Raw genomic sequence first — 24,270 nt, 5'->3', positions numbered from 1 at the left:
TGATTTTGTAATTTTCAGAGCCGAAAAGGTCGATGAATTGGTTGCTGAGGTCAGAGTAGGCGAGCGTTGAACCTACTAATCAGGCTCCATCAAACCCCGTCGCCGATGTTGCGACTCATCGTTGGGGTATTGCTGTTAGTCCTTGCGTTCGCTGGCGGCTATGCGGTCGCCGCGTCCAAGATGGTGACATTGACCGTCGACGGGACTGTGATGCGGGTTTCGACCATGAAGTCACGGGTAATTGACATTATTCAGGAGAACGGGTTCACCGTCGGTGCGCGTGACGACCTGTATCCCGCCGCTGATGTCATGGTGCATGACACCGATAACATCGTGTTGCGGCGTAGTCGGCCGCTAGAGATTTCGCTGGACGGCAAGGATGTTCAGCAGATGTGGACGACAGCATCCACTGTGGAAGAGGCCTTGGCTCAACTTGCGATGACCGATACGGCTCCTATTGCGGCGTCGCGCGGCAGTCGTGTTCCGCTGATGGGGATGGCGTTGTCTGTCGTGAGCGCCAAAACGGTGCAAATCAACGACGGTGGCGAGATACGCATGGTGCACCTGGCCGCGCCGGATGTCGGAGGACTGCTGACCGCCGCCGGTATTCCGCTGCTTGCGAGCGATCAGATAGTGCCGAGCGCGACGTCGCCAATTGTGGAGGGCATGCAGATCCAAGTGACCCGCAACCGCATCGAAAGGGTCACCGAGCGGATTCCGCTACCTCCGAATTCCCGCCGTATCGAGGACCCGGAGATGAATATCAGCCGTGTGGTCGTCGAAGACCCGGGTACCTCCGGCACACAGGATGTGACATTCGCTGTGGCCACGGTCAACGGTGTCGAGACTGGCCGGTTACCCGTCGCCAATGTTGTGGTGGAGCCGGCCCGCGAGGTGGTGATGCGTGTTGGCGCCAAGCCTGGCACTGAGGTACCCCCGGTTAGCAACGGGTCTATCTGGGACGCTATTGCGGGCTGCGAGGCTGGTGGCAACTGGTCGATCAACACTGGTAACGGGTACTACGGCGGTGTACAGTTCGACCAAAACACCTGGGTGGCCAACGGCGGGCTGCGATATGCGCCCCGTGCGGACCTCGCTACCCGGGAGGAGCAGATTGCGGTTGCCGAGGTGACGCGGGCGCGCCAAGGATGGGGTGCGTGGCCAGTGTGCAGTGGAAGAGTAGGTGTACGCTGACCATCCGGCTGCTTGGACGTACCGAGATCAAGCGGCTGGTCAAAGAGCTCGAACTTCGGCCACGGAAGTCTCTCGGCCAAAACTTCGTGCATGATGCCAACACGGTACGACGTGTGGTGTTGACTTCTGGGGTAAACCAGTCTGACTTTGTTCTGGAGGTCGGTCCTGGTCTTGGGTCGCTCACACTGGCACTGCTGGCCTGCGGCGCTGCCGTCAGTGCCGTCGAAATCGACCCAGTTTTAGCGGGTCGATTGCCGCAAACGGTTGCTGAGCATTCAAACAGTGAGATCAACCGACTTACGGTGTGCAACCGCGACGTTTTATCCCTTCGCCGTGGCGATCTGGCTATAGGGCAGACAGGCCCGACAGCTTTAGTGGCCAATCTGCCGTATAATGTTGCGGTTCCGGCGTTATTGCATTTGCTCGCCCAGTTCCCGTCTATTCGGACCGTGACGGTGATGGTGCAGGCCGAGGTCGCCGAACGGCTTACCGCCGAGCCGGGTGGCAAGGATTATGGTGTGCCCAGTGTCAAGCTGCGCTTCTTTGGACGGGTCCATCGCTGCGGCGTGGTATCGCCGACTGTTTTCTGGCCGATTCCCCGTGTCTATTCTGGTTTAGTCCGCGTCGACCGTTATGAAACTCCGCCATGGCCGACCGATGAAGCCTTCCGTCGGAAGGTATTCGAGCTGGCGGACATCGCGTTCGCGCAGCGGCGCAAGACATCGCGCAACGCGTTTGTGGAGTGGGCTGGTTCGGGCAACGAGTCTGCGAATCGATTGCTTGCTGCCAGTATTGATCCTGCCCGTCGCGGTGAGACGCTGTCCATTGAGGATTTTGTACGACTGACTGCTGCGACGTTCCGATAATCGGGACGACAGTAGCCATGGTGCGGCGGTACGGCCTGCTTCGGAGTAGGCTTCGGCGAGCTGACGGGCGGTTGATGGTATGCAGCGATAGTCTGCTGCGGTGCCCGCGTCTAATCGCAATACGGCTACACAGTGGGTGCCCACTGGGTCGGTCACCGTTCAGGTGCCCGGAAAGGTCAATCTCTACCTCGCTGTGGGTGATCGCCGCGACGATAATTACCACGAGCTGACGACGGTTTTCCAGGCCGTGTCGCTGGTCGACGAGGTGATGGTGTGCAACGCGGACGTGCTGTCGCTCAAGCTCGTTGGCGAGGGCGCTGACCACGTGCCCACTGACGAACGTAACATCGCCTGGCAGGCGGCCAAGCTTATGGCCGAGCACGTTGGTCGGACGCCAGATGTTTCGATCTTGATAGACAAGTCCATTCCGGTGGCCGGTGGGATGGCGGGCGGCAGTGCCGATGCGGCCGCGGTGTTGGTTGCGATGAACTCGTTGTGGGAACTCGGTGTTCCCCGCCGCGACCTGCTCATGCTAGCAGCGAAGCTAGGTAGTGACGTGCCATTCGCACTACACGGCGGCACCGCGCTGGGGATCGGTCGTGGCGAGGAGTTAGCCACCGTGTTGTCCCGTGGCACCTTCCACTGGGTGTTGGCATTCGCCGACAGCGGTTTGCTCACTCTGGCGGTGTATGCCGAGCTTGACCGGCTCAGGGAGGTCGGAAATCCACCACGGTTTGCCGCGCCCGAGCCGGTGTTGGCCGCCCTAGCCGCCGGTGATCCCGAGCAGTTGGCACCATTGCTGGGCAATGAATTGCAAGCGGCCGCGGTCAGCTTGGATCCGGTGCTGCGGCGTGCTTTACGCGCCGGTGTGGAGGCGGGTGCGCTCGCGGGCATTGTGTCGGGCTCGGGTCCGACCTGTGCGTTCCTGTGTGTCTCGGCGGCCTCAGCGATCGATGTTGGCGCACAGTTGTCTGGTGCGGGAGTTTGCCGCACTGTTCGGATCGCTACGGGGCCGGTACCCGGTGCCCGGGTGGTATCCGCGCCAGTTACTGAAATCTGAACGAAGTGTGAAATCTAAATTCAAACCACGTCATCGTTTGGCATATACTTAAGAAAATTTTAAAATGCTTAGTGGTGACGAGTATCGATACGCAAGAGTATGTAGTGTTTCTGCCCGCCGGCGCACCTGGCGAGCAGTTAATGAGTTGCCCGGTCGTCGGCTCATTGCTGATTCGAGACCTAACCGCTCTCCAACTGTGCATGCGTGCCTGCTATACAGCGATATCAGGCAGGGGAGCCTGAGATTCCATCCAGGTCCTTGGGGGAAACATCGGAACTGAGGAGGGTTTGTGAGCAGGTTTACCGAGAAGATGTTCCGCAATGCCCGCGAGTCTTCCAAGGGCATGGTGACGGGTGAGCCACACAACCCGGTTCGCCATACGTGGGGCGAGGTGCATGAGCGTGCTCGCCGTATAGCCGGTGGGTTGGCGGCTCTAGGCGTTGGTCACGGTGACGTAGTCGGTGTGCTAGCCGGTGAGCCAGTGGAAATTGCTCCGACTGCACAAGGGTTGTGGATGCGCGGCGCCAGTCTAACCATGCTGCATCAGCCTACCCCGCGGACCGACCTGGCGGTATGGGCAGAGGACACAACCACCGTCGTCGAAATGATCGAAGCTAAAGCGATGGTCATCTCCGACCCGTTTATGGCGGCAGCGTCAGTGCTGGAGGTTCGCGGTGTCAAGGTGATGACCGTCGAGCAACTACTGGCAGCCGATCCGGTCGATCCGATCGAAACCGGCGAGGACGATCTGGCGCTGATGCAATTGACATCAGGCTCTACGGGTTCTCCCAAAGCGGTCCAGATCACTCACCGCAACGTGTATTCCAATGTTGAGGCGATGTTCGTTGGTGTCAGATACAACATTGAGAAAGACGTGATGATCAGTTGGCTGCCGTGCTTTCACGACATGGGGATGATCGGGTTTTTGACTGTACCAATGTACTTTGGTGCTGAGCTGGTTAAAGTCACCCCGATGGACTTCCTGCGCGACACCTTGCTGTGGGCCAAGCTGATCGACAAGTATAAGGGTACCTTTATCTGTGGCCCGAACTTTGCCTATGCGCTGTTTGCGAAGCGGCTGCGCAAGCAGGCCAAACCTGGTCAGTTCGACTTGTCAACCCTGCGGATTGCGATGTCAGGCGCCGAACCGGTGGACCCAGCAGACGTCGAGGACCTGATCGACGCGGGCAAACCGTTCGGCCTCAAGCCGGAGGCTATTCTGCCCGCATACGGAATGGCCGAGACCACGCTGGCGGTGTCGTTTTCGCCGGTTGGAGAGGGATTGTTTGTCGACGAGGTGGATGCTGATTTGCTGGCTGCGCTGCACCGTGCGGTGCCAGCCACCAAGGGCAACATTCGCCGGCTGGTCTCGCTTGGTCCGCTGCTGGACGGCCTGGAGGCCCGCATCGTCGACGAGGATGGCAATGTGCTTCCGCCTCGCGGTGTCGGTGTGATCCAACTGCGTGGTGAGTCGCTGACCCCGGGCTATATCACGGTGGGCGGTTTCATCCCGGCCCAGGATGAGCACGGTTGGTATGACACCGGTGACCTTGGCTACCAGATGGAAAACGGTCATGTCGTGGTGTGTGGTCGGGTCAAGGATGTCATCATCATGGCCGGCCGCAATGTCTACCCGACCGACATCGAACGGGCAGCTGGCCGGGTGGGTGGTGTCCGTCCGGGTTGTGCGGTAGCCGTGCGGCTCGATGCCGGACATTCGCGTGAGACCTTCGCTGTCGCTGTCGAGTCAAACGCTTTCGAGGATGCTACCGAGGTGCGCCGCATTGAGTATCAGGTGGCACACGAGGTGCTCAAAGAGGTGGATGTGCGGCCGCGCAACGTCGTGGTTCTCGGCCCGGGCACTATTCCGAAGACGCCGTCGGGCAAGCTGCGGCGGGCCAATTCCGTTACCCTCGTAACCTAACGTTCGGTCGGCATGGCGAGCGGACGCAAACTGCTTTGGTTTGCGGGCGCGTCGTCGTACGGATATGTGCGCTCGCTACACGCAGCTGGAAACCAGGCGGCTACCAAGCGTGAACGCGGTTCTGCGCTAACTCTAGGCCCAGTTCGACCAACAACTCGGTGGCGTCGGCGGCCTGCTCGCAGATCGTAGGCACCTGTACGCGCTCGGCAGTGGTGAAGTTGTCTAACACGAACGACGCCGGATCTTTGTGGTACGGCGGGCGACCAATTCCAATGCGCACTCGCTGAAAGTCTTTGGTACCCAACGCAGCCGCCACCGAGCGCAGCCCGTTGTGGCCCCCTTCGCCGCCGCCAAACTTGAGTCGGATGCGTCCGAATTCGAGGTCGAGGTCATCGTGTATGACAATGATATCCGTGGGCGCCACCGAGTAGAATTTAGCCAGTGGCTCCACCTGCTGACCAGACTCGTTCATGTAGCTGCGCGGTTTGGCTACCAACACCGAGTACCCCGCCAGCCGGCCGCTGACCACGTCAGCGCCGGAATGCTTATGCGCCTTGAATTTTGAGCTCAGCCGCACAGCGAGTAGGTCGGCAACCATAAACCCAACGCTGTGCCGGGTACGGGCATAGTTTTTTCCGAGATTGCCCAGACCCACCACCAAGAGGGGGCACCGCCCTCTGGCCAGGGTGGGTTCGGCCACCACGCGAGCCGTCTACTCGGCCTTGACGGGGACTTCGACGACGACTTTTTCTCCGCGATGTACGAGCAGCAGGTCGGCGTGCATGATGGTGCGGCGGATCGGGTGGACGTCGATTGCCTTGGTCAAGGCGAACTGTTGCTTGCCGGCGATATCGAGGGCTAGCATCGCATTGGGACCAGCGTGCCGGAGTATAGCGGCGAAGTCGTGTGCCGGTAACTCCAGATGTTGTGGCTCCTCACCGTGGCCGTAGAGGACGGCGGGAACCTTACCGTCACGCCGGGCTCTACGGGAGGCACCTTTGCCTGTGTTCGTACGCACCGAGACACTCAGCTGGTTGACCGCTGACTTAGCCATGATGTCGCTCCTGTATGTTCTAGTACCCCGAGGTTCGGGGGCGTGGCCAGGAGCGCGACATTATGTCGGTCTCCGTTGATAACGGTGCTATGGACATCTGGATAAACCGCCATCCACCTTCGCCGTGGTGCCGGGACAGGGTAACGTATTGACATCCCAGAGGGGAAATCGGGTGCCTGTGAACTACTTGGACAGCCTCCAGAGCACGGTGGCGATAGCCTTGTAGCCTAGCTATCCATTGTTTCGACATTCTGGGCCCAATACCGTTTACTATTGCTCCTCGAGGCCAGCGATCATCACGGAATTTCACAGCATTGTTAACTGCCGCTTCGTAGGCCTCTGCGAGGATCAGGGTTTGTCGGGCGATCAGATACTCGGCTTATTCGTCAAGTCCCATCAATCGTTGGCCGGATGCATGCATCGATCCTGCCCCAACATAATACATATGTCCATATATTATATGCATATATGTTGGCGGAGGTAATCCCTGGTGATAGCATTCTGAAATACAATTATCTTTGTTTTGTCCTTTCCCGCCGATAACAACTAGGAACGACTACCATTTCTCGTAGGTTGCGGCCGTCTAGGGTTATTCACTGTGGTGTGGAGGCAGTCATTATTATTTTGGGCCCGGGTTACTTGGTGGCTACGACAAATCCGCGGATGATCGCTTCAATATCGTTTGATTGTGCGACCGCTTCGTTGGCCAAGCTGGTAATGGTGAGCTGAACGAGGTATTGCTGTTTGGCGGGCGGGGGTCCGGTGGGGATTACGATCCGGTTCCATGCATGTAGTCGCCTGCCGTCGAGGTCATAGCTGCCTTGGATCATTGCCGACGGAAAACCGTTGTAGTTTGCTGTCGAGGCGTCCAGCTGCCTGAAGTTCTCGAAGAGTTGGGCGTCGTCGTTTCCGTGCTTGATAACTTGGTCTGGGTCGAAATCCCCGCGTAGCTTGAACACCACGAGCCTTGCCGTCGGGTATTTGCCGCCTTTGGCAATGATCAGTGTCTCCGGCATGATGTTTGGATTGGTATATGGTGACCAGCCCGGTGGCGTCGGTATCGACACTGCCAGATCCGGCAGGGAGCCCGGCGCCACCTGCTGCCCGGTGACGCCGATGCTTTCTAGGTACTGCGGCAAAGGGACGGGCTTGTCGGTCGTGATTGTTGTTGTGGTGGTTATCGAGCTTTTCGACAGGATCGATTGGTAATCAAGGGTTTTCGGACCGCAAGCTACCGCGGACATGCTCACCGTGACCACCGCGGCAGCGGCGGGCAGCCCAGGCCAGATTGTCCGCCTCCTTCGCACGTTGTTCCGGTGCATATCGTCGCCGGAGGCTTTCACAGAAAATCGCGGACCGCGTCGATCGGCCGGGTTAGTCGAGTGCCCTTTGGTGTGACAACCGACCGCCGTGCGATGAGGATGTGGTGTTTCGCCATGGCGTCCAGTAACTGCACATCGGTCGTTGCGGCGAGGTTCGGTTCGGCGTAGATTGGCTCATGTTTGCGCACGACAGTGCGCACATCGACACCGGCAGCGTGGATCGTTCTTATCAGCTTGCTCCGGGAGGGTGACGTCTTCAGAGATTCCGCGATGCTAGGCTCAAAATCGTTGTTCTGCAGCAAGTTTAAAGCTTTATGTAAAGCATTGTATTTGGGATTGCTATAGATAACAGCGTCGTGGGGCTCAACAGCCATCTATGCTTCTCCATCGAATAGCCCTGTGACTGAACCGTTTTCGAAGACTGCGCGTATGGTGCTGGCTAGCAGCGGCGCAATGGACAATACCGTGAGCTGGGGGAAAAATTTGTCTCCGCCGATCGGCAGCGTGTTCGTGACGATCACTTCCCTGGCGCCGCACTGGGCCAGTCGTTCAGCGGCTGGGTGCGACAGCACGCCATGGGTAGCTGCGATGATCACGTCACTGGCGCCGTCGTTACGCAGCAGCTGCACCGCGCCGGCAATGGTGCCGCCGGTGTCGATCATGTCGTCGATTAGCACACAGGTGCGCCCCTGCACTTCGCCTACGACCCGGTTGGATACCACCTGGTTAGGCACGCGTGGGTCGCGGGTCTTGTGAATGAAGGCCAACGGGACGCCGCCCAATGCATCGGCCCATTTCTCAGCGATCCGCACTCGACCGGAGTCGGGGGAGACCACCACCATATTGCCGTCCGTGTAGTTGTCCTTGATATAGCCAGTCAGTAGGTTTTGCCCGCGCATGTGGTCGACAGGCCCGTCAAAGAAACCCTGAATTTGGTCAGTATGTAGGTCGACGGTCACGATTCGGTCGGCACCCGCCGTCTTCAGTAGGTCAGCGACTAGTCGTGCCGAGATCGGTTCGCGGCCGCGGTGCTTCTTGTCTTGTCGAGCATAGGGATAGAATGGCATGACGGCAGTGATCCTCTTGGCGCTGCCCCGCTTGAGCGCGTCAATCATGATCAGTTGCTCCATCAGCCAGATATTCACCGGTGCCGGGCAGGATTGCAGGACGAACGCGTCGCAGCCACGTACTGATTCGTGGAAGCGCACGAAAACCTCGCCGTTGGCGAACTCCCGCGCGTCCTGGGTGGTGACGTGCACGTCGAGTTCTTTGGCTACTTGCTCGGCTAGCTCGGAATGCGCACGGCCCGAAAGGAGCATCAGGTTTTTTCGATTATCGGTCCAGTCGTGGCTCAACGTGCCGCCCCTCACTGTCTCGGGGTTGAGGTAGAGAATGGAAAAGCCTCATCGTACGCAAGCGTCTGGTCCGGACATGTGGCTGGGTTTCCAGAAAACGAATTCACGGTAGCCGGTCGGGTTCAGGCTTCTGTTGGGGCTGTTTGCCGGCATGTGCCGAGGCCTTTTCTGCGGCTTGAGCCGCAGTACTGCCGGGTCGCTTGCGCTGCACCCAGTTTTTGATGTTGCGTTGCGGGCCAGCGGAAACAGCCAGTGCCCCGGGTGGGACATCGTCGCGCACCACCGTGCCGGCGCCTGTGTAAGCGCCGTCACCCACGGTCACTGGTGCGACGAACATGGTGTCCGACCCAGTGCGCACGTGCGACCCGATAGTGGTGCGTTGTTTTGTCGTGCCATCATAGTTAACGAAAACGCTGGACGCGCCGATGTTGCTGTGTTCGCCGATATCGGCGTCGCCAACGTAGGTCAGATGTGGCACCTTGGTTCCGGTCCCGATGGTGGAATTCTTGGTCTCGACGAACGCGCCCAGCTTGCCCTCGGAGCCCAGTACAGTTCCGGGCCGTAGATAGGTGAACGGACCGACCATGGCGCCCTCACCGATCGTCGACGATGTGCCATGCGTGCGGATCACTGCGGCACGCTGACCAACCGAGACATCGGTCAGCGTAGTGTCTGGGCCGATAACGCAGCATCCGCCGATCTGAGTGCGACCGAGCAACTGAGTGCAAGGGTGGATTATGGTGTCCCGGCCGATCGTCACGTCTATGTCGATCCAGGTGGTAGCAGGATCGACAATGGTGACGCCGGCCATTTGGTGAGCGATCACAATGCGACGGTTGAGCTCGGTGCTAAGCTTGGCTAATTGGACGCGGTTGTTGACGCCAACTACCAGTGTACTGTCGTCGACGTGTAGGGCATTCACCGTTTGGCCTTCCTGGCGAACGACGGAGATCACATCGGTGAGATAGAGCTCCTGTTGGACGTTATTGGAGCTCAGTCTGCGTAACGCCGACCGCAGGGCCGCGATATCAAAGGCATAGACACCCGTGTTGACCTCGCGGATTTTCCGTTGTGAAGGCGATGCGTCTGCGTGTTCGACGATTGCCATCACTTCGTTGTCCTGAGTGCGCAGGATTCTACCGTAGTCACGCGGATCACTAAACGTTGTGGTCAGGACCGTCACCGCGGCCGATGTGGTGGTGTGGTTTGCGATCAGATTGGCCAGGGTGTCGGCGTCTAATAGCGGTGTATCGCCCGAGGTGACAACCACAATGCCGGCATAGTTGTCGGGTAATGCGGACAGACCACACAGCACGGCATGCCCGGTACCGCGAGGTCGATCCTGCAGTGCGACGTCGATCGTGCATCCCAGGGTGTCGGCCAGCTCGGCGACCAACGGCGCAATGCGTTGGTGTTTGTGGCCAAGTACGACGACCAGACGCTGAGGTGCCAGCTTGGCGATCGCGTGTAGCGAATGTGACAGCATGCTACGACCGGCGATGGTGTGCAGCACTTTGGGGGTATCTGATCGCATCCGGCTGCCGGTCCCGGCCGCTAAGACCAGGACTGCGGTATCGCCACGGAACGTCACGAATCTCCTTTCGCTCGCGAGCGCGCGTGTCAGTACAGCGACACGCCATCAAGCGTGGCATTGCAAGCGCACTCGCGGCAAAAACACAGCTCCGTCGCCAGGACTCGAACCTGAACTCTCAGAACCAAAATCTGATGTGCTGCCGATTACACCACGACGGATTGCATACCAACGGCGAGTGGTCCACCTTGGTCAGCGGTCGGCGCCATCACGTGACTCTAGTCTGGCGACGAAGCTGGCCGCTTGCGGGCCGAGAGAAGTCGGACAATTCGACCATATGACCCGATACCCTGAATGGCGTGGCGGTGCTGGACAGGGAGCCTGACAAGCAAGATAAAGAAATGCGGGCGCCACGCACTCGGATGACCGGTAGCGAGCGCCGACGCCAACTCATTGGTATTGTGCGCTCGTTGTTTGCTGAGCGCGGCTATGACGGTACCTCAGTCGAAGAGATAGCGCAGCGCGCCAATGTATCTAAGCCGGTCGTGTATGAACATTTCAACGGCAAGGAAGGTCTCTACGCGGTGGTGGTCGACTGTGAGATATCAGCGTTACTGGATGGCATTACCTCGTCGCTAACCAATAATCGGTCTCGGGTTCGTGTCGAGCGAGTTGCACTGGCGTTGCTCACCTACGTCGAAGAACGCACTGACGGCTTCCGAATCATGATCCGTGACTCACCGGCATCGATCAGCTCGGGCACCTATTCCAGCTTGCTCAACGATGCCGTCAGTCAGGTCAGCTCCATCCTGGCCGGAGACTTCGCTTGTCGCGGCCTAGACTCGGGTCTGGCCCCGCTGTATGCACAGGCACTGGTGGGCTCGGTGTCGATGACCGCGCAATGGTGGCTCGATACCCGCGAGCCCGAAAAGGAAGTTGTTGCCGCGCATCTGGTTAACTTGATGTGGAATGGCCTGACTCATTTGGAGGCTGATCCTCGGTTGCAGGACGAGTAATCGAACGAGTGGTCCGGTTGGGGCTCGAGTCAACCGCATTCGTGCGACAGCAGGTCGGTGATCGTTTCGCGGCGGACCAGTGCCCGGGTGCCGACCGTTCTTGACCGCCACTACAAGGTGCCCTGCCGACTATGCTGTAGTTCGATACCGTGTTGTGGCAGTAGGCGCCGGTGCGGGCCACGGCCAGCAAGTTGCCCGTGTGCATGTCCGTTGAGTTGAGGCTTCACCGAATACACTCGGTACAGCGTTACACCGGCCCGGCTGCTGGTCGCCCAACCAGGTCCCACCCTGCTGGCTGGGCAGATGTCAAAGCCGAGCCCTCCTTTGCGCGCCCAGCGTGCTGCTATGATGGTCAGCAGGGATTTTTCAGCGTAGATGATCTCGGTTCTGTGCAAGGCGCGACGGTAACGGCGGGCGCGATGTCGAAAATCGGCTTCGTCAACCACGTAGATCGGAGTGCGGGACTCGTCGGCAATGTCGGTGGGAGGAGCATCGCCTACGTAAAGCCGGTCCTCCTCGTCGGAATATGCCGTAACCGACCAAATCGCGGGATCGAATCACAGGGACGCGGTCTTGCCGATAGGCGGCATGATCTCTAGCAATGGTGCCATTTCCAGGGTGCGCCCTGTCTGTGTTAGGTGCAGTTCTAATATCAATAGTTGCTCGGGTCGATCTTGACGCAGTCCAGTGTTCTCGATGGGGCCCCTAGAATGGCGCATCGTGACCGCATCGGGGCCTGCTTGCCCAGACACCCCAATCGCAGGGCTTGTTGAGTTGGCACTTACGGCGCCAACCTTCGGCCAGCTGGCCGAGCGCGCGGGCCCTCGGCCAGCTGAATTGAGCTTGGTCGGCCCTGCTTGCGTGCGGTTGTTCGTCGCTAGTGCGCTGGCCCGGTTGAGTCCCTTGCTGGTGGTCACTGCCACCGGTCGGGAGGCAGACGACCTTACCACCGAGCTGCGCGGCGTCTTCGGCGACGCGGCGGCGGTGTTCCCGTCCTGGGAGACGCTGCCGCACGAACGACTTTCTCCTGGCGTCGACACCGTCGGTACACGGTTAACGGTGTTGCGCCGGCTAGCTCATCCCGACGATGCTCGGTTGGGTCCACCCCTGCAGGTGGTGGTGACTGCAGTGCGCTCGCTGCTGCAGCCCATGACGCCACAGCTGGGCCTGGTGGAACCTGTCATCTTGAGCGTCGGCGACGAGATCGGTTTTGAACGAGTTATCGCGCACCTGGTCGAGCTGGCCTATAGTCGGGTGGATATAGTTGGCTGTCGCGGTGAGTTCGCTGTCCGCGGTGGGATTCTTGATATTTTCGCTCCGACTGCCGAACATCCGGTGCGCGTCGAGTTCTGGGGTGACGAGATTACCGAGATGCGGATGTTCTCGGTGGTCGATCAGCGATCAATTCCCGGGGTCTGTGTTGACACGTTGGTCGCGGTTGCCTGCCGGGAACTGCTGCTTAGTGACGATGTTCGGGCGCGGGCCGCTGAATTGGCCGCGCAGCATCCCGCCGCCGAGGGCACCATTACCGGCAGCATCAGCGACATGCTCGCCAAGTTGACTGAGGGGATCCCGGTCGACGGCATGGAGGCGTTGGCTCCAGTGCTTCGACCCGGTGATCACGCGCTGCTGACCGACCAACTGGCTGACGGCACACCGGTGTTGCTGTGTGACCCGGAAAAGGTACGTACTCGAGCCGCCGATCTGATCAAGGCCGGTCGGGAGTTCTTGGAGGCGTCGTGGTCTGTGGCCGCACTGGGGACTAACGTTCCTATTGATCTTGAACAGCTGGGAGGATCGAGTCTCGTCGAGTTAGGCGATGTGCAGGCCGCCGCTATCTTGTCCGGTCATCCATGGTGGACGCTGAGCCAGCTGTCCGACAAGTCGGCGTTGGAGCTCGATATCCGGGTGGCACCGTCGGCGTGTGGCCATCAACACGATATCGACGGCATCTTTGCGATGCTGGGTGCACACGTAACCGCCGGTGGATACGCCGTAATCGTCACGCCTGGAACCGGAACCGCCCATCGAGTGGTGAAACAGCTTGCTGATTCCGACATTCCGGCCGCCATGCTGGAATCGGGCGCGGCACCCGGATTCGGTCTCAAACCGGGCGTGGTCGGAGTGCTCAAAGGTCCGCTGTTAAATGGTGTGGTGATACCGGGTGCCAACCTGGTGATCATCACTGAAACCGATCTGACTGGCAGCCGGGCGATGGCGGTCGAAGGCAAACGGCTGACCGCCAAGCGGCGCAACACTGTCGACCCGTTAGCGCTGACAGCCGGCGACCTAGTGGTGCACGATCAGCACGGCATCGGACGGTTCGTAGAGATGGTCGAACGCATCATCGGCGGTGCCCGGCGTGAGTATCTGATGCTGGAATACGCTTCAGCGAAGCGAGGGGGAGGTTACGACAAGCTGTATGTGCCGATGGATTCGCTGGATCAGTTGTCGCGGTATGTGGGCGGGCAGGCGCCGGCGCTGAGCCGGCTCGGCGGCAGCGACTGGGCCAACACTAAGACCAAGGCCCGCCGCGCGGTGCGAGAAATCGCGGGTGAGCTGGTGTCGCTCTATGCCAAGCGGCAGGCTAGCCCGGGACATGCGTTCGGTCCGGACACGCCCTGGCAGGCCGAAATGGAAGACGGGTTCGACTTCACCGAGACTGTCGACCAGCTAACCGCGATCACCGAGGTCAAAGACGATATGGAAAAGCCGGTGCCGATGGACCGGGTGATCTGCGGCGATGTTGGTTATGGCAAGACCGAGATCGCGGTGCGGGCAGCGTTCAAGGCAGTGCAGGACGGTAAGCAGGTTGCTGTATTGGTACCGACCACGCTGTTGGCCGACCAGCACCTGCAGACGTTCATCGGTCGGATGGCCGGATTCCCGGTTACCGTCAAGGGGCTATCTCGGTTCACCGACGCCACCGAATCCCGCGCGGTGATCGACGGCCTGGCCGATGGGTCGGTGGACATTGTGATCGGCACTCATCGCCTGTTGCAGACTGGGGTGCGCTGGAAGGATCTAGGCTTGGTCGTTGTCGACGAAGAGCAGCGGTTTGGCGTCGAGCACAAGGAGCACATAAAGTCGCTGCGTACCCACGTCGACGTGCTGACCATGAGTGCCACGCCAATTCCGCGCACCCTAGAGATGAGCTTGGCTGGGATTCGTGAGATGTCGACGATCCTGACGCCGCCCGAAGAGCGCTACCCGGTGTTGACCTATGTCGGCCCGCACGACGACAAGCAGGTCGCGGCCGCGCTGCGGCGCGAGCTGCTACGTGACGGGCAGGCATTTTATGTGCATAACCGGGTCAGCTCCATCGATCAGGCCGCCGCTCGGGTACGTGGCTTGGTGCCTGAAGCACGGGTGGTCGTCGCACATGGGCAGATGCCTGAGGATCTGCTGGAAACCACCGTGCAGGGGTTCTGGAATCGCGAATACGACATCTTGGTGTGCACCACAATCGTGGAGACCGGCCTGGACATCTCCAATGCCAACACGCTCATCGTCGAGCGTGCCGATACATTCGGGCTGTCCCAGTTGTATCAGCTGCGGGGTCGGGTCGGCCGCAGCCGCGAGCGTGGTTACGCCTACTTTCTCTATCCATCGCAGTCGCCGCTGACCGAGACAGCTTACGACCGGTTGGCGACCATCGCGCAGAACAACGAGCTGGGAGCGGGCATGGCAGTCGCACTCAAGGACTTGGAGATCCGTGGTGCCGGTAATGTGCTGGGCGTCGAGCAGTCCGGGCACGTGGCAGGAGTCGGGTTCGACTTGTACGTGCGGCTGGTGGGTGAGGCTGTCGAAGCGTATCGAGCCGCTGCAGACGGCAAAACGGTTGTTACCTCCGAGGAGCCCAAGGACGTGCGGATTGACCTGCCGGTGGACGCCCACCTGCCGCCAGACTATATCGCCAGTGATCGACTCCGACTTGAGGGCTACCGACGACTGGCTGCGGCGTCTTCTGACCTGGAAGTCGCGGCTGTTGTGGACGAGCTCATCGATCGCTATGGGGCACTGCCAGAACCGGCCCAGCGGCTGGTGGCCGTGGCTAGGTTACGGCTGCTGTGCCGCGGCTCGGGCATAATCGAGGTGACTACCTCGTCGGCTGCGACTGTGCGGCTGTCCCCGATTAGGTTGCTAGATTCCGCCCAAGTGCGGCTCAAGCGGATGTACCCCGGTGCGCAGTACCGCGCCACCACAGCCACAGTCCAGGTTCCTATCCCGCGATCTGGTGGCTCCGAGGGAACCTTAGGTGCCCCGCGTATCCGCGATGTGGAGTTGATCCAGACGGTGGCCGATTTGATAACGGCGCTGCAGGGCATACCGCGGGAGGATATTAGCACACCGAGACAAGAACCAACGCCGAGTGAGGGGCAACAGGTTCGATGATCCAACTCCAGCACTGGCGGCGATGCAGAGCGAAGCGATGAGGATGAGGTGGGGCACGTCCCCCAAGTGGGAAGTAGAAGTAGTGTACCTGCTTTCGGGGGAGAGCGGCGCTCGTGATCGTGGTTTTATTCGACCCGCGTCGTCTGTCGCTGGTTCTGGTCGAGGCAATTGAATTCTTCCAAGGCAAGGTGCAATACGCCGACGAGATGCCCGTCGCGGTGCCCCGATCGCTGCTCGCCGCATGGCGAACGACTGGTCGATGCCGTCGCAATGATGGACAAACTGCGTACCGCTTGTTCCTGGGAAAGTGAGTAGACCCATGGCTCGTTGCGCAGGTACCTGATTGGAGCGGACCCACGAGCTAGTGGATGCGGTCTACAGCGGCAACGCTGAGGCGCTGTACGAAAAATGGCGACGTGTTGTTACAGGTTCTCTATCTACGCCCGCATCGTCGAAAACGCATCGTAACTTCCTTTCACCATCGACGATGTCGCTGTCACGCTAATGTGTGAACTGGGTCATCGAGTATCGGGAATTCTTGTAGGGAAAAAGACTTTCACTTGAGGAGCAATTGGCGCAGTGGGATAGAGTGCGAGGCCGTCGAAAAGCTGCGGAATGTAGTGGTGGACGACGTCCGTACTGGCTAGCCGACATTAGCATGGGTGCAGAAAGTGATTCAATGCGTTCAAAAAACTAGGTTGTCCACTGACCTGATCTCTGTCTAGATAACTCCAGTCTCTATGTCTTCTATGCTATAGAAGCCAAGAACTTGCTTTGCGCAGCTCTCTTGAAGTTTGTGGATGCAGTCCGAGGTGTTGAGAAAGCTGTTGCTGCCGCGTGTCGCGGGAAAACGTTCCGGAGTAATTCGATATGACTTCGCTTGGCGAGATCCTCGATGACGAGTGGCGCGCCCATTGGTCATCCAGTCAATCAGCTATCGATGGGGAGTCTTAGTCGCTGGAGTTTGGGGCGTACAACGCCGATGTTTGCTGATGAACCCTAAGTTTCCAAGCGGTGCAGACAGGAGTCCACATGAATTTCAAAACAGCGATCACAGTAGTGCTTGCTGGATTTATTTATTCACACGGAAACAAAATTTATATCTATAAAAAATGGCTAGCATATGAACTAACCCACATTATCTAATAGCTAATTGATGGTCTGCTGGATTGGTGTGTTATGGCCCCGCAGCTACGGGGTAGTCAGTAAACCCATGGGACGATGATGAGGTCTAAGTTGGTGCCGGGGAGTCATAGGGAGTGTGGTGTCGCCGAGACATTGGTTGCATGTGGTTGCTGTGATTTGCGCGACTGCTATGCTGCTGGCGTCCAGTTGCACCTGGCAGTTGAGCCTTGTCATTCCCGAAGGTGTGCCGCCGCCAGCTGGGGATAGTGTACCACCAGTGGACACTCACACAGACGGTCGGCCCGCTGGCCAGTTGCGTGCGTGGGCAGAGAAACGTTCTGCGGTGTTGGAAATTCCTGTTATCGCGCTGGAAGCCTATGCTTATGCCGCCCGCGTCGCCGAGGTTGAAAACCCGAAGTGCCATATCGCCTGGACTACGCTGGCGGGTATCGGGCAGGTGGAGAGCCGTCACGGCACTTACCGCGGCGCGATGCTGGCACCGAACGGCGATGTACGTCCCCTTATACGTGGTGTTCGTCTCGACGGCACCGGCGATACTGTCTTCATCGTCGATGACGATGAAGACAGTATGCAGGCTGATGGCGGGGTGGTGCGCGCGATGGGACCGATGCAGTTTATTCCGGAAACATGGCGTTTGTATGGGGTTGACGCCAACAACGACGGCATCGCCAGCCCGGACAACATCGACGATGCCGCGTTGTCGGCCGCTGGCTATTTGTGCTGGCGCGGAAAAGATCTGGCGACACCACGAGGCTGGATCACCGCACTGCGCGCCTACAATAACTCCGGCGTTTATGCACGGGCCGTTCGAGACTGGGCGACCGCCTATGCATCCGGTCATCCGCTGTAGAAGGATTAGGCGGGGTGGCCCAGACTTTACGCTAAAGGCGGCTCGGGACCGATGCGTAAGTGGAAGTTATTCGCTGGCGGGGTTAAGCCGGGTCGAGTCAACCCACAGGATGTCCACGCATCAGCCACGACACAAGGAGAATCCCAGTGCCGATTATCGAGCAGGTCGGGGCCCGCGAGATCCTCGATTCCCGTGGCAATCCGACGGTCGAAGTCGAGGTGGCGCTAGTTGACGGAACGTTTGCCCGCGCAGCGGTGCCTTCGGGTGCATCGACCGGTGAGCACGAAGCCGTCGAGTTACGTGATGGTGACAGTCGTTACGGCGGCAAGGGTGTGAAAAAAGCCGTGCACGCCGTGCTCGACGAGATCGGCCCGGCTGTGATCGGCATCAACGCCGATGACCAGCGGCTGGTCGATCAGGTGCTGTTGGATCTCGACGGCACTCCGGACAAGTCTCGGCTGGGTGGCAACGCGGTCCTGGGCGTATCACTTGCCGTCGCTAAGGCGGCCGCGGATTCAGCGGAATTGCCGCTGTTTCGCTATATTGGCGGACCCAATGCGCATATCCTGCCGGTGCCGGTGATGAACATCCTTAACGGCGGTGCGCACGCCAGCACCGCTGTCGATGTTCAGGAGTTCATGGTGGCGCCGATCGGGGCGCCTAGCTTTGTTGAAGCGCTGCGTTGGGGTTGCGAAGTATACCACTCGCTCAAATCAGTCCTGAAGAAAGAGGGGCTAAGCACCGGTCTGGGCGATGAGGGTGGTTTCGCTTCTGACGTGCCCGACACCACTGCGGCGCTGGACCTGATAAGCCTGGCTATTGAAGCGGCAGGTTTCAAGCCGGGTGTCGATGTGGCACTTGCCCTTGATGTGGCGGCCACTGAATTCTATACGGACGGCACCGGCTATAACTTCGAGGGTACGACCCGCACCGCTGATCAGATGACTGCGTTTTATGCCGATTTATTGGGCTCGTATCCATTGGTGTCCATCGAAGACCCGCTATCCGAGGACGATTGGGACGGTTGGGTCGCCCTGACTGCGTCGATAGGGGAGCGGGTGCAGATCGTTGGGGACGACATCTTTGTCACCAATCCTGAACGACTGGAGGAAGGGATCGATCGCGGTGTGGCAAACGCGTTGCTGGTCAAGGTGAACCAGATTGGTACGTTGACCGAGACGCTCGACGCTGTCGCATTGGCACATCACAGCGGATATCGCACGATGATCAGCCATCGCAGCGGTGAGACCGAGGATACGACGATCGCCGACCTGGCTGTCGCTCTTGGTAGCGGACAAATTAAGGCGGGAGCGCCCGCTCGCAGTGAGCGCGTCGCCAAATACAATCAGCTGCTGCGAATCGAAGAGACACTTGGCGACGCCGCCCGTTATGCCGGCGATCTGGCATTTCCACGGTACGTCGTGGAAATGAGATAAGTGACAGCCAATCCGAAACATGGCTAGATTTTCCATGCCCGATGCGAAACGGCCAGATCCGAAGCGCCGATCTCCGGCATCGCGCCCGGTGAAAGCAGGCGACCCGGTTCGAGGCCATCGCTCCACCAAGCCCGTCGTTAAGCCGTCTGTCAAGCCTTCCCGGACCCCGTCGGCGTCGTCCCAGGTCGGTCGTAACGCGACGCGAGCGCTGACTGAACATGTCGTCGAACCCATCAAACAGTCGATAATCGAATCCCTGGAACGGCGGTCGGATCAGAGGTTGGGCTTCACTGCGCGGCGTGCAGCAGTCCTGGCCGTCGTTGTTTGTGTGCTGACGCTGACCATTGCCGGACCGGTACGCACCTACTTCGCGCAGCGCACCGAGATGGAGCAGTTGGCGGAAACCGAAGCTACCTTGCGCCGCCAAATTGCAGATCTTGAGCAGCAGAGAGGCAAACTTGCTGACCCGGCCTATATTGCGGCGCGGGCCCGGGAGCGCCTCGGCTTTGTGATGCCCGGAGATGTCCCGTTTCAAGTTCAGCTTCCATCGAGGGCTGCAGTGCCCTCGCAGTCAGGAGACCACGCTGCGAAACCGGTCAACAACGACCCGTGGTACTCTGCCCTATGGCATACCATTGCTGATGTTCCGCACCTACCGCCGATTGTCGACTCGCCGACGCTAGGGCCAGGTGGTCTCGTGCTACCGTCTGCTCCGACCCCTATGACGTCCGATGGTTGACCGTGCTGACCTAGAAGCGGTGGCTCGGCAACTGGGTCGCCAGCCTCGTGGGGTCCTCGAGATCGCCTACCGTTGCCCCAACGGTGAACCCGGCGTCGTGAAAACCGCGCCGAAACTTGCGGACGGTACTCGGTTTCCAACCTTGTATTATCTTACACATCCGGTGCTCACTGTTGCCGCAAGCCGGCTGGAATCGACTGGACTGATGCGTGAGATGACCGAGCGACTGGGCCACGATCCCGAGTTGGCTGCCTCGTATCTGGGAGCGCACGAGTCGTATCTGGCCGAGCGGGACGCAATCGAGTCGCTAGGTACCACGTTCTCTGCTGGCGGCATGCCCAACCGGGTCAAGTGTTTGCATGTGCTGATTGCCCACTCGCTGGCCAAGGGGCTTGGGTTGAACCCGCTCGGCGACGAGGTGCTCGCGCGGTTGGCCGCCGGTCCGGCGACGGTCGCGACTTTAGTGGCAGGGCCATGGAAGGAACGTGGGCAGTGAGCCGGGTAGCCGCGATTGATTGTGGTACCAACTCGATTCGGTTGTTGATCGCCGACATAGCGGGTGGACAGTTACGTGATGTGCATCGCGAGATGAGGGTCGTGCGTCTGGGACAGGGAGTCAATGCAACGGGTGAGTTTGCGCCGGATGCAATTGCTCGGACCCGAGTCGCGCTGGTCGACTATGCTGCGCTGCTCAGTGCTCATCGCGTCGAGCGGGTGCGGATGGTTGCCACGTCAGCCGCGCGGGCTGTCGCCAATCGTGATGTGTTCTTCGCGATGACAGCCGACGTGCTTGGCGCTGTGATCCCTGGTTCGGTTGCTGAGGTGATCACCGGAGCCGAGGAAGCTGACTTGTCTTTTCGCGGCGTGGCCGGCGAATTAGATAGCTCCGGTGCGTCTTGCGTGATCGTCGACTTAGGTGGTGGTTCCACAGAGATCGTGCTTGGCAGTGGGTCGACAGGGCGTGGGATAGTAGCGAGCTATTCGGCCGACGTTGGCTGCGTGCGGCTGACCGAACGTTATTTGCACTCCGACCCGCCGACATCCGAGGAAATTGCTGCGGCCCGCCAGATGGTGTGTGAACAGCTCGAAGTAGCGTTGCAGGTGGTGCCGGTTGAGCAAGCGCGGACCTGGGTTGGGCTAGCCGGAACGATGACAACGTTGTCTGCCCTGGCTCAGAATATGACGACGTATAACGCTGCGGCTATGCATCTTTCGCGGATTTGTAGTGCTGATTTACTGGTGGTCTGTAACCGGCTGATCGGTATGACATGCAAGCAACGCCTCGCACTTCCACCGATACATAAGGGCCAGGCTGACGTAATCGGTGGTGGTGCGATCGTGGTCCAGGAGTTGGTGCGCGAGCTGCGTACCCGGTCGGATATTGACGAGCTGACAGTCAGCGAACACGACATTCTGGACGGTATCGTGTTTTCAATTGCCGGGTTAGCCTCGGTCGATGTTTCAACGGCACGGTCAAGTTGTTGACTGGAGTGGTGGATTGCTTAAGGTTTTTGGTGTGCGCGGACACCGAGGAATTGATTTGTCACCATCTGGTAAGTGCCCCCAATGGTGAACAGAGATGATCAATCACTTCGCTGCTGCATTCGGCTGTCACAATGACTGACATCGACTGCGTCGCAATCTTTTCAAATCACTTTCTGATGCCTATCAACGAGGTCAATGTCTGCTGCAATGCAAAATCTATATAATGGTCGACTGCGCGCACGACTCCAATACCCGCACGTGCGCGGAAAGCAGTTAATCAATGTGGATGATCCACGTGTTTGCGGTGCCTACTAGGTGCCTACTATTTTGGGATTTTGTGCTAACTATTTACGTTGTTCCTATCGTCTTCGCGTCATGACTGGAGGCAGTCGAGCAGGGGTGTTCGGTGTCCACTGAGTCCACTGGAAACGCCGTCATACACAGTGATTCAGATGCATTGGCCAGGTGCTCCACGAAGAGTACTCCGCCAGTTCTGCGGTGATCATATTGGAGGGCGACCAGCTGCTCGGTGACATGGTGTATAAATATTACGATACGGAAGTTGTGAGCTGATCACAAGCATGTTCAGAACGTGCAATACTTCATGGGTTGATCTCATCACTGTGACGGCCGAGCAAAGCAACGATGACAAGGCCGTGTCGGCCCAGTTGCTTCTGGTGGGCAATCGAGGTGAGTCGCTTGCCAGTGAATCCTTGGAAGCCGTACGTAAGGTTGTCGCGGAAACGCAGGCTCTGTCTTGGGAGCAAGACCTATGCCAGAGGGCATCGTCGCTCATTATGGATATGCGGCACAGTGATGAAAAATAAATTTTTTAATGATAACCGTGACTTCGATCGCGATGATTTTCGTGATATTGTTCCTTTTTTATCGCTCGTCCATTACTGTTACAGCTTTGCTGTTAATAGTCGGAGTTGATTTAATTGCGGTGCGCGCAGTTGCCACTCTTCTCGCACATAGTGGGGCCGTTGATCTTACTATTTTTGTGATCAGTATAATTATGTCGTTGGTAATTGTCGCCGACACAGATTACAAGACTTTCCTCTTAGGGCGATATCAGGAGGCACGCTAGGCCAGCTAAGACAAAGAGGCCGCCCTTACCCTACATACTCTGGAACCACCTCTAGCATTTTGTGCATTGGCTTGACCATTGCCGGTGCAACTATGCGTCTCGACTTCACCCGGGTGCTCTCCTTATAAGAGTCTGGCGATTCCCACTACGGTAGGGATGCTTATTACCTTGGCGGTCCGTGTTGATGCTGGGCTCGGCAATGCTGTTCGTTGGCAGCCGTTTTGGCCTGTTCGACTCCCGGCTGCTGCTCAAAGTTTTTGGTTAGCGATGGGTTCGGCACCGCGGTAGGGTGATGACCCCTGCCTCTGCTGATCGTCACTGTGACGGTTACTTGCTGGCTCTGCTCGGATTTACAACGACCGGGCATACTTTTTCGCCTCCGCCCCGGCGAATGAAGGATTTGCTACCGTGGATCGTAACTGCTATCAGGTCTGGATGAAGCCGGGTATTTTAATGATCAAGCCGGATCACAATATGCGAAATTTGACGTATTTTTTGATTCTGGAAAAGCTAATTAAAGGGCTATTTCGTGTTCTGGTTATTTCGTTGATTGAGGCCACTATTCGACCCAAAGGAACGGCAATAGACAATGCGTTAATATGATTGTATATCAAAATGAGAAGCGCCAATAAGCTACTATCAATACGACCGGATTAACTGCCTGCTAAAACAAGCATATGAGATGGACAAAATGGCTATGATTCTGAATCATCTAAATGCTTTGCTGCCACAGCTTACTGATAATAACTACCGTGCGGCTGGTAACACGCTATAGATACAAAAAGTTGCTAACTATGTTTGCGAATGTATCATAGATTTTGACAACTTTGGCAAGCAGTTCGCAGGAATTTATATCAAGAAATATGCTAGTTGTATAGTAAAGTACTGAGCTAATCTAGATCAATTATTTACATATTTAGATGGACTGGAAAAGTACATGAAAATATGAATCTTTAGTGCCAGATTTAAAATAACCTTAGACACGACGATTTTCTGAATGCTCAGACTACTACGACTACTAGTCGTAGTAGTAGATGCTATGAAGAGCATACTAAACTATCAGATAAATAGTGCCCAGAAGAATGTCTGTGACTATAGATAAAGTGCATTATATAAGCGATAATTTGAATGCCATAGAAAATGCTTTAAATGCTGCTAAGAACGATGACCAGTTCTACCTTCCGTCGGAAGTTTTAAAAAATTTACTATTTCCAATTTTTCATGCACTCATGACTAGTTCTAGACGGACACTAGGCGTAGTTTAACATTTTGCATCATAAATACCCTAAAATAACTGAGTTAATAGCGAGTATTGACACTATAAAGACGGTGACAGAAGAGTTACTCACAGGAACGCCTTTGGCGTAAACCAAGATCTACGTAACCCGTACGGAAGCTGCCGTCAAAGATATTGCCGAGGGTACCAACTGGGATCTCCTGGTCGCCGGTATTGTCATATCATGCTTCATTTTCATCGTCATGCTTATCCGTACTCACGTCTTTTGTCGCCGCCGAGGTGATTGTCAGTACGGCGGCCTTGTTGCTAGGTGCTTCCCTTGGGCTGTCGGTATTGATTTGACAGCCCATTGTTAGTATAGATTTGTATTATATGGTAACGATGATGTCGATCATAGCCCTTTTGGTGGTTGTTGGTTTCGCGGTTCAAATGGAAAATTGATACTGGACTGAACATCAGAATTATTCGTTCGATGAGCAGTACCAGGAAGGTTGTTACGAACGCGGACTTGGTATTCGATTTTTGGTTGCTCGAGATGACTACGAATCTCTGAAAGAGACTGTGCACTTG

At 57.8% G+C, this 24,270-nt stretch carries 20 protein-coding genes, 1 tRNA gene and 2 pseudogenes; 15 read left to right on the top strand and 8 right to left on the bottom strand.

The window, feature by feature from the left end; translation table 11 throughout:
* Nucleotides 1-66 precede the first annotated feature (66 nt).
* From MUBE_RS04335 to MUBE_RS04320, 4 genes are all read left to right on the top strand, one after another.
* Nucleotides 67-1,194 (top strand): resuscitation-promoting factor, encoded by a 1,128-nt coding sequence (locus MUBE_RS04335; RefSeq protein ID WP_207801649.1) that lies wholly within the window; start codon nucleotides 67-69, stop codon nucleotides 1,192-1,194.
* The gene (gene rsmA, locus MUBE_RS04330) at nucleotides 1,149-2,060 is read left to right on the top strand and encodes a 16S rRNA (adenine(1518)-N(6)/adenine(1519)-N(6))-dimethyltransferase RsmA (protein WP_116539616.1); all 912 of its coding nucleotides are present in this window, start codon (nucleotides 1,149-1,151) and stop codon (nucleotides 2,058-2,060) included. The genes MUBE_RS04335 and rsmA overlap by 46 nt, the downstream gene beginning before the upstream one ends.
* A 100-nt stretch (nucleotides 2,061-2,160) precedes the next feature.
* Complete coding sequence (locus MUBE_RS04325) at nucleotides 2,161-3,120, top strand: 4-(cytidine 5'-diphospho)-2-C-methyl-D-erythritol kinase (RefSeq protein WP_207801648.1); 960 nt, start codon at nucleotides 2,161-2,163, stop codon at nucleotides 3,118-3,120.
* A 289-nt stretch (nucleotides 3,121-3,409) separates the two neighbouring features.
* Entirely contained in the window at nucleotides 3,410-5,044 is a 1,635-nt protein-coding gene (locus tag MUBE_RS04320; RefSeq protein WP_116539615.1) for a fatty acyl-AMP ligase, read from the top strand.
* A gap of 100 nt (nucleotides 5,045-5,144) precedes the next feature.
* On the opposite strand, the gene pth is transcribed toward MUBE_RS04320, so the two are convergent.
* From pth to MUBE_RS04285, 7 genes and pseudogenes are all read right to left on the bottom strand, one after another.
* Complete coding sequence (gene pth / locus MUBE_RS04315) at nucleotides 5,145-5,744, bottom strand: aminoacyl-tRNA hydrolase (protein ID WP_116539628.1); 600 nt, start codon at nucleotides 5,742-5,744, stop codon at nucleotides 5,145-5,147.
* A gap of 15 nt (nucleotides 5,745-5,759) precedes the next feature.
* Nucleotides 5,760-6,098 (bottom strand): annotated as a pseudogene (locus MUBE_RS04310) (50S ribosomal protein L25); the annotation flags it as partial.
* 635 nt (nucleotides 6,099-6,733) lie between these two features.
* Nucleotides 6,734-7,420: an LpqN/LpqT family lipoprotein gene (locus MUBE_RS04305; RefSeq protein ID WP_116539627.1), complete on the bottom strand. Its 687-nt coding sequence runs from the start codon at nucleotides 7,418-7,420 to the stop codon at nucleotides 6,734-6,736.
* Nucleotides 7,421-7,437: 17 nt separating this feature from the next.
* Nucleotides 7,438-7,794 carry a thioredoxin domain-containing protein gene (locus MUBE_RS04300; RefSeq protein WP_116539614.1) on the bottom strand — a complete coding sequence of 119 codons (357 nt, stop codon included), beginning with the start codon at nucleotides 7,792-7,794 and terminating at the stop codon, nucleotides 7,438-7,440.
* Nucleotides 7,795-8,775, bottom strand: a complete 981-nt coding sequence (locus tag MUBE_RS04295) for a ribose-phosphate diphosphokinase (RefSeq protein ID WP_116539626.1) — start codon at nucleotides 8,773-8,775, stop codon at nucleotides 7,795-7,797.
* Between the two features lie 103 nt (nucleotides 8,776-8,878).
* Nucleotides 8,879-10,366: a bifunctional UDP-N-acetylglucosamine diphosphorylase/glucosamine-1-phosphate N-acetyltransferase GlmU gene (glmU, locus tag MUBE_RS04290; protein WP_116539613.1), complete on the bottom strand. Its 1,488-nt coding sequence runs from the start codon at nucleotides 10,364-10,366 to the stop codon at nucleotides 8,879-8,881.
* An 89-nt stretch (nucleotides 10,367-10,455) separates the two neighbouring features.
* Nucleotides 10,456-10,527: transfer RNA gene (locus tag MUBE_RS04285), tRNA-Gln, on the bottom strand.
* A gap of 201 nt (nucleotides 10,528-10,728) precedes the next feature.
* Here MUBE_RS04285 and MUBE_RS04280 point away from each other — a divergent pair.
* Nucleotides 10,729-11,322, top strand: a complete 594-nt coding sequence (locus tag MUBE_RS04280) for a TetR/AcrR family transcriptional regulator (RefSeq protein ID WP_133297051.1) — start codon at nucleotides 10,729-10,731, stop codon at nucleotides 11,320-11,322.
* Nucleotides 11,323-11,432: 110 nt separating this feature from the next.
* Here the strand turns inward: MUBE_RS04280 and MUBE_RS19895 are convergent, their stop codons facing one another.
* The gene (locus MUBE_RS19895; RefSeq protein ID WP_116539612.1) at nucleotides 11,433-11,768 is read right to left on the bottom strand and encodes a hypothetical protein; all 336 of its coding nucleotides are present in this window, start codon (nucleotides 11,766-11,768) and stop codon (nucleotides 11,433-11,435) included.
* Between the two features lie 274 nt (nucleotides 11,769-12,042).
* Here MUBE_RS19895 and mfd point away from each other — a divergent pair, with 274 nt between their 5' ends.
* The 10 genes and pseudogenes from mfd (at nucleotide 12,043) to MUBE_RS19880 (ending at nucleotide 24,056) form a co-directional block, all read left to right on the top strand.
* Nucleotides 12,043-15,717 (top strand): transcription-repair coupling factor, encoded by a 3,675-nt coding sequence (mfd, locus tag MUBE_RS04270; protein WP_116539624.1) that lies wholly within the window; start codon nucleotides 12,043-12,045, stop codon nucleotides 15,715-15,717.
* A 113-nt stretch (nucleotides 15,718-15,830) separates the two neighbouring features.
* Nucleotides 15,831-16,671 (top strand): annotated as a pseudogene (locus MUBE_RS04265) (nucleoside triphosphate pyrophosphohydrolase).
* A 310-nt stretch (nucleotides 16,672-16,981) separates the two neighbouring features.
* On the top strand, nucleotides 16,982-17,713 hold the full coding sequence (locus MUBE_RS04260) for a lytic transglycosylase domain-containing protein (protein ID WP_116539623.1): 732 nt from the start codon (nucleotides 16,982-16,984) through the stop codon (nucleotides 17,711-17,713).
* 146 nt (nucleotides 17,714-17,859) lie between these two features.
* Entirely contained in the window at nucleotides 17,860-19,149 is a 1,290-nt protein-coding gene (gene eno / locus MUBE_RS04255) for a phosphopyruvate hydratase (RefSeq protein WP_116539611.1), read from the top strand.
* 34 nt (nucleotides 19,150-19,183) lie between these two features.
* A complete protein-coding gene (locus MUBE_RS04250; RefSeq protein WP_116539610.1) occupies nucleotides 19,184-19,888 on the top strand; it encodes an FtsB family cell division protein in 705 nt (234 codons plus the stop codon).
* Entirely contained in the window at nucleotides 19,881-20,384 is a 504-nt protein-coding gene (locus MUBE_RS04245) for a DUF501 domain-containing protein (protein ID WP_116539609.1), read from the top strand. The genes MUBE_RS04250 and MUBE_RS04245 overlap by 8 nt, the downstream gene beginning before the upstream one ends.
* A complete protein-coding gene (locus tag MUBE_RS04240) occupies nucleotides 20,363-21,373 on the top strand; it encodes a Ppx/GppA phosphatase family protein (RefSeq protein WP_116539608.1) in 1,011 nt (336 codons plus the stop codon). Before MUBE_RS04245 ends, MUBE_RS04240 begins: the two co-directional genes overlap by 22 nt.
* Nucleotides 21,374-21,954: 581 nt before the next feature.
* The gene (locus tag MUBE_RS19890; protein ID WP_116539607.1) at nucleotides 21,955-22,200 is read left to right on the top strand and encodes an MMPL family transporter; all 246 of its coding nucleotides are present in this window, start codon (nucleotides 21,955-21,957) and stop codon (nucleotides 22,198-22,200) included.
* 8 nt (nucleotides 22,201-22,208) lie between these two features.
* Nucleotides 22,209-22,463: an MMPL family transporter gene (locus tag MUBE_RS19885; RefSeq protein WP_116539606.1), complete on the top strand. Its 255-nt coding sequence runs from the start codon at nucleotides 22,209-22,211 to the stop codon at nucleotides 22,461-22,463.
* A gap of 1,374 nt (nucleotides 22,464-23,837) precedes the next feature.
* Nucleotides 23,838-24,056 carry an MMPL family transporter gene (locus MUBE_RS19880; protein WP_116539604.1) on the top strand — a complete coding sequence of 73 codons (219 nt, stop codon included), beginning with the start codon at nucleotides 23,838-23,840 and terminating at the stop codon, nucleotides 24,054-24,056.
* Nucleotides 24,057-24,270 lie beyond the last annotated feature (214 nt).

Source organism: Mycobacterium uberis (assembly GCF_003408705.1).
Taxonomy (GTDB): domain Bacteria; phylum Actinomycetota; class Actinomycetes; order Mycobacteriales; family Mycobacteriaceae; genus Mycobacterium; species Mycobacterium uberis.
The sequence above is the reverse complement of the archived record's forward strand: the minus strand, read 5'-3'. Positions and strand labels throughout refer to the sequence as shown.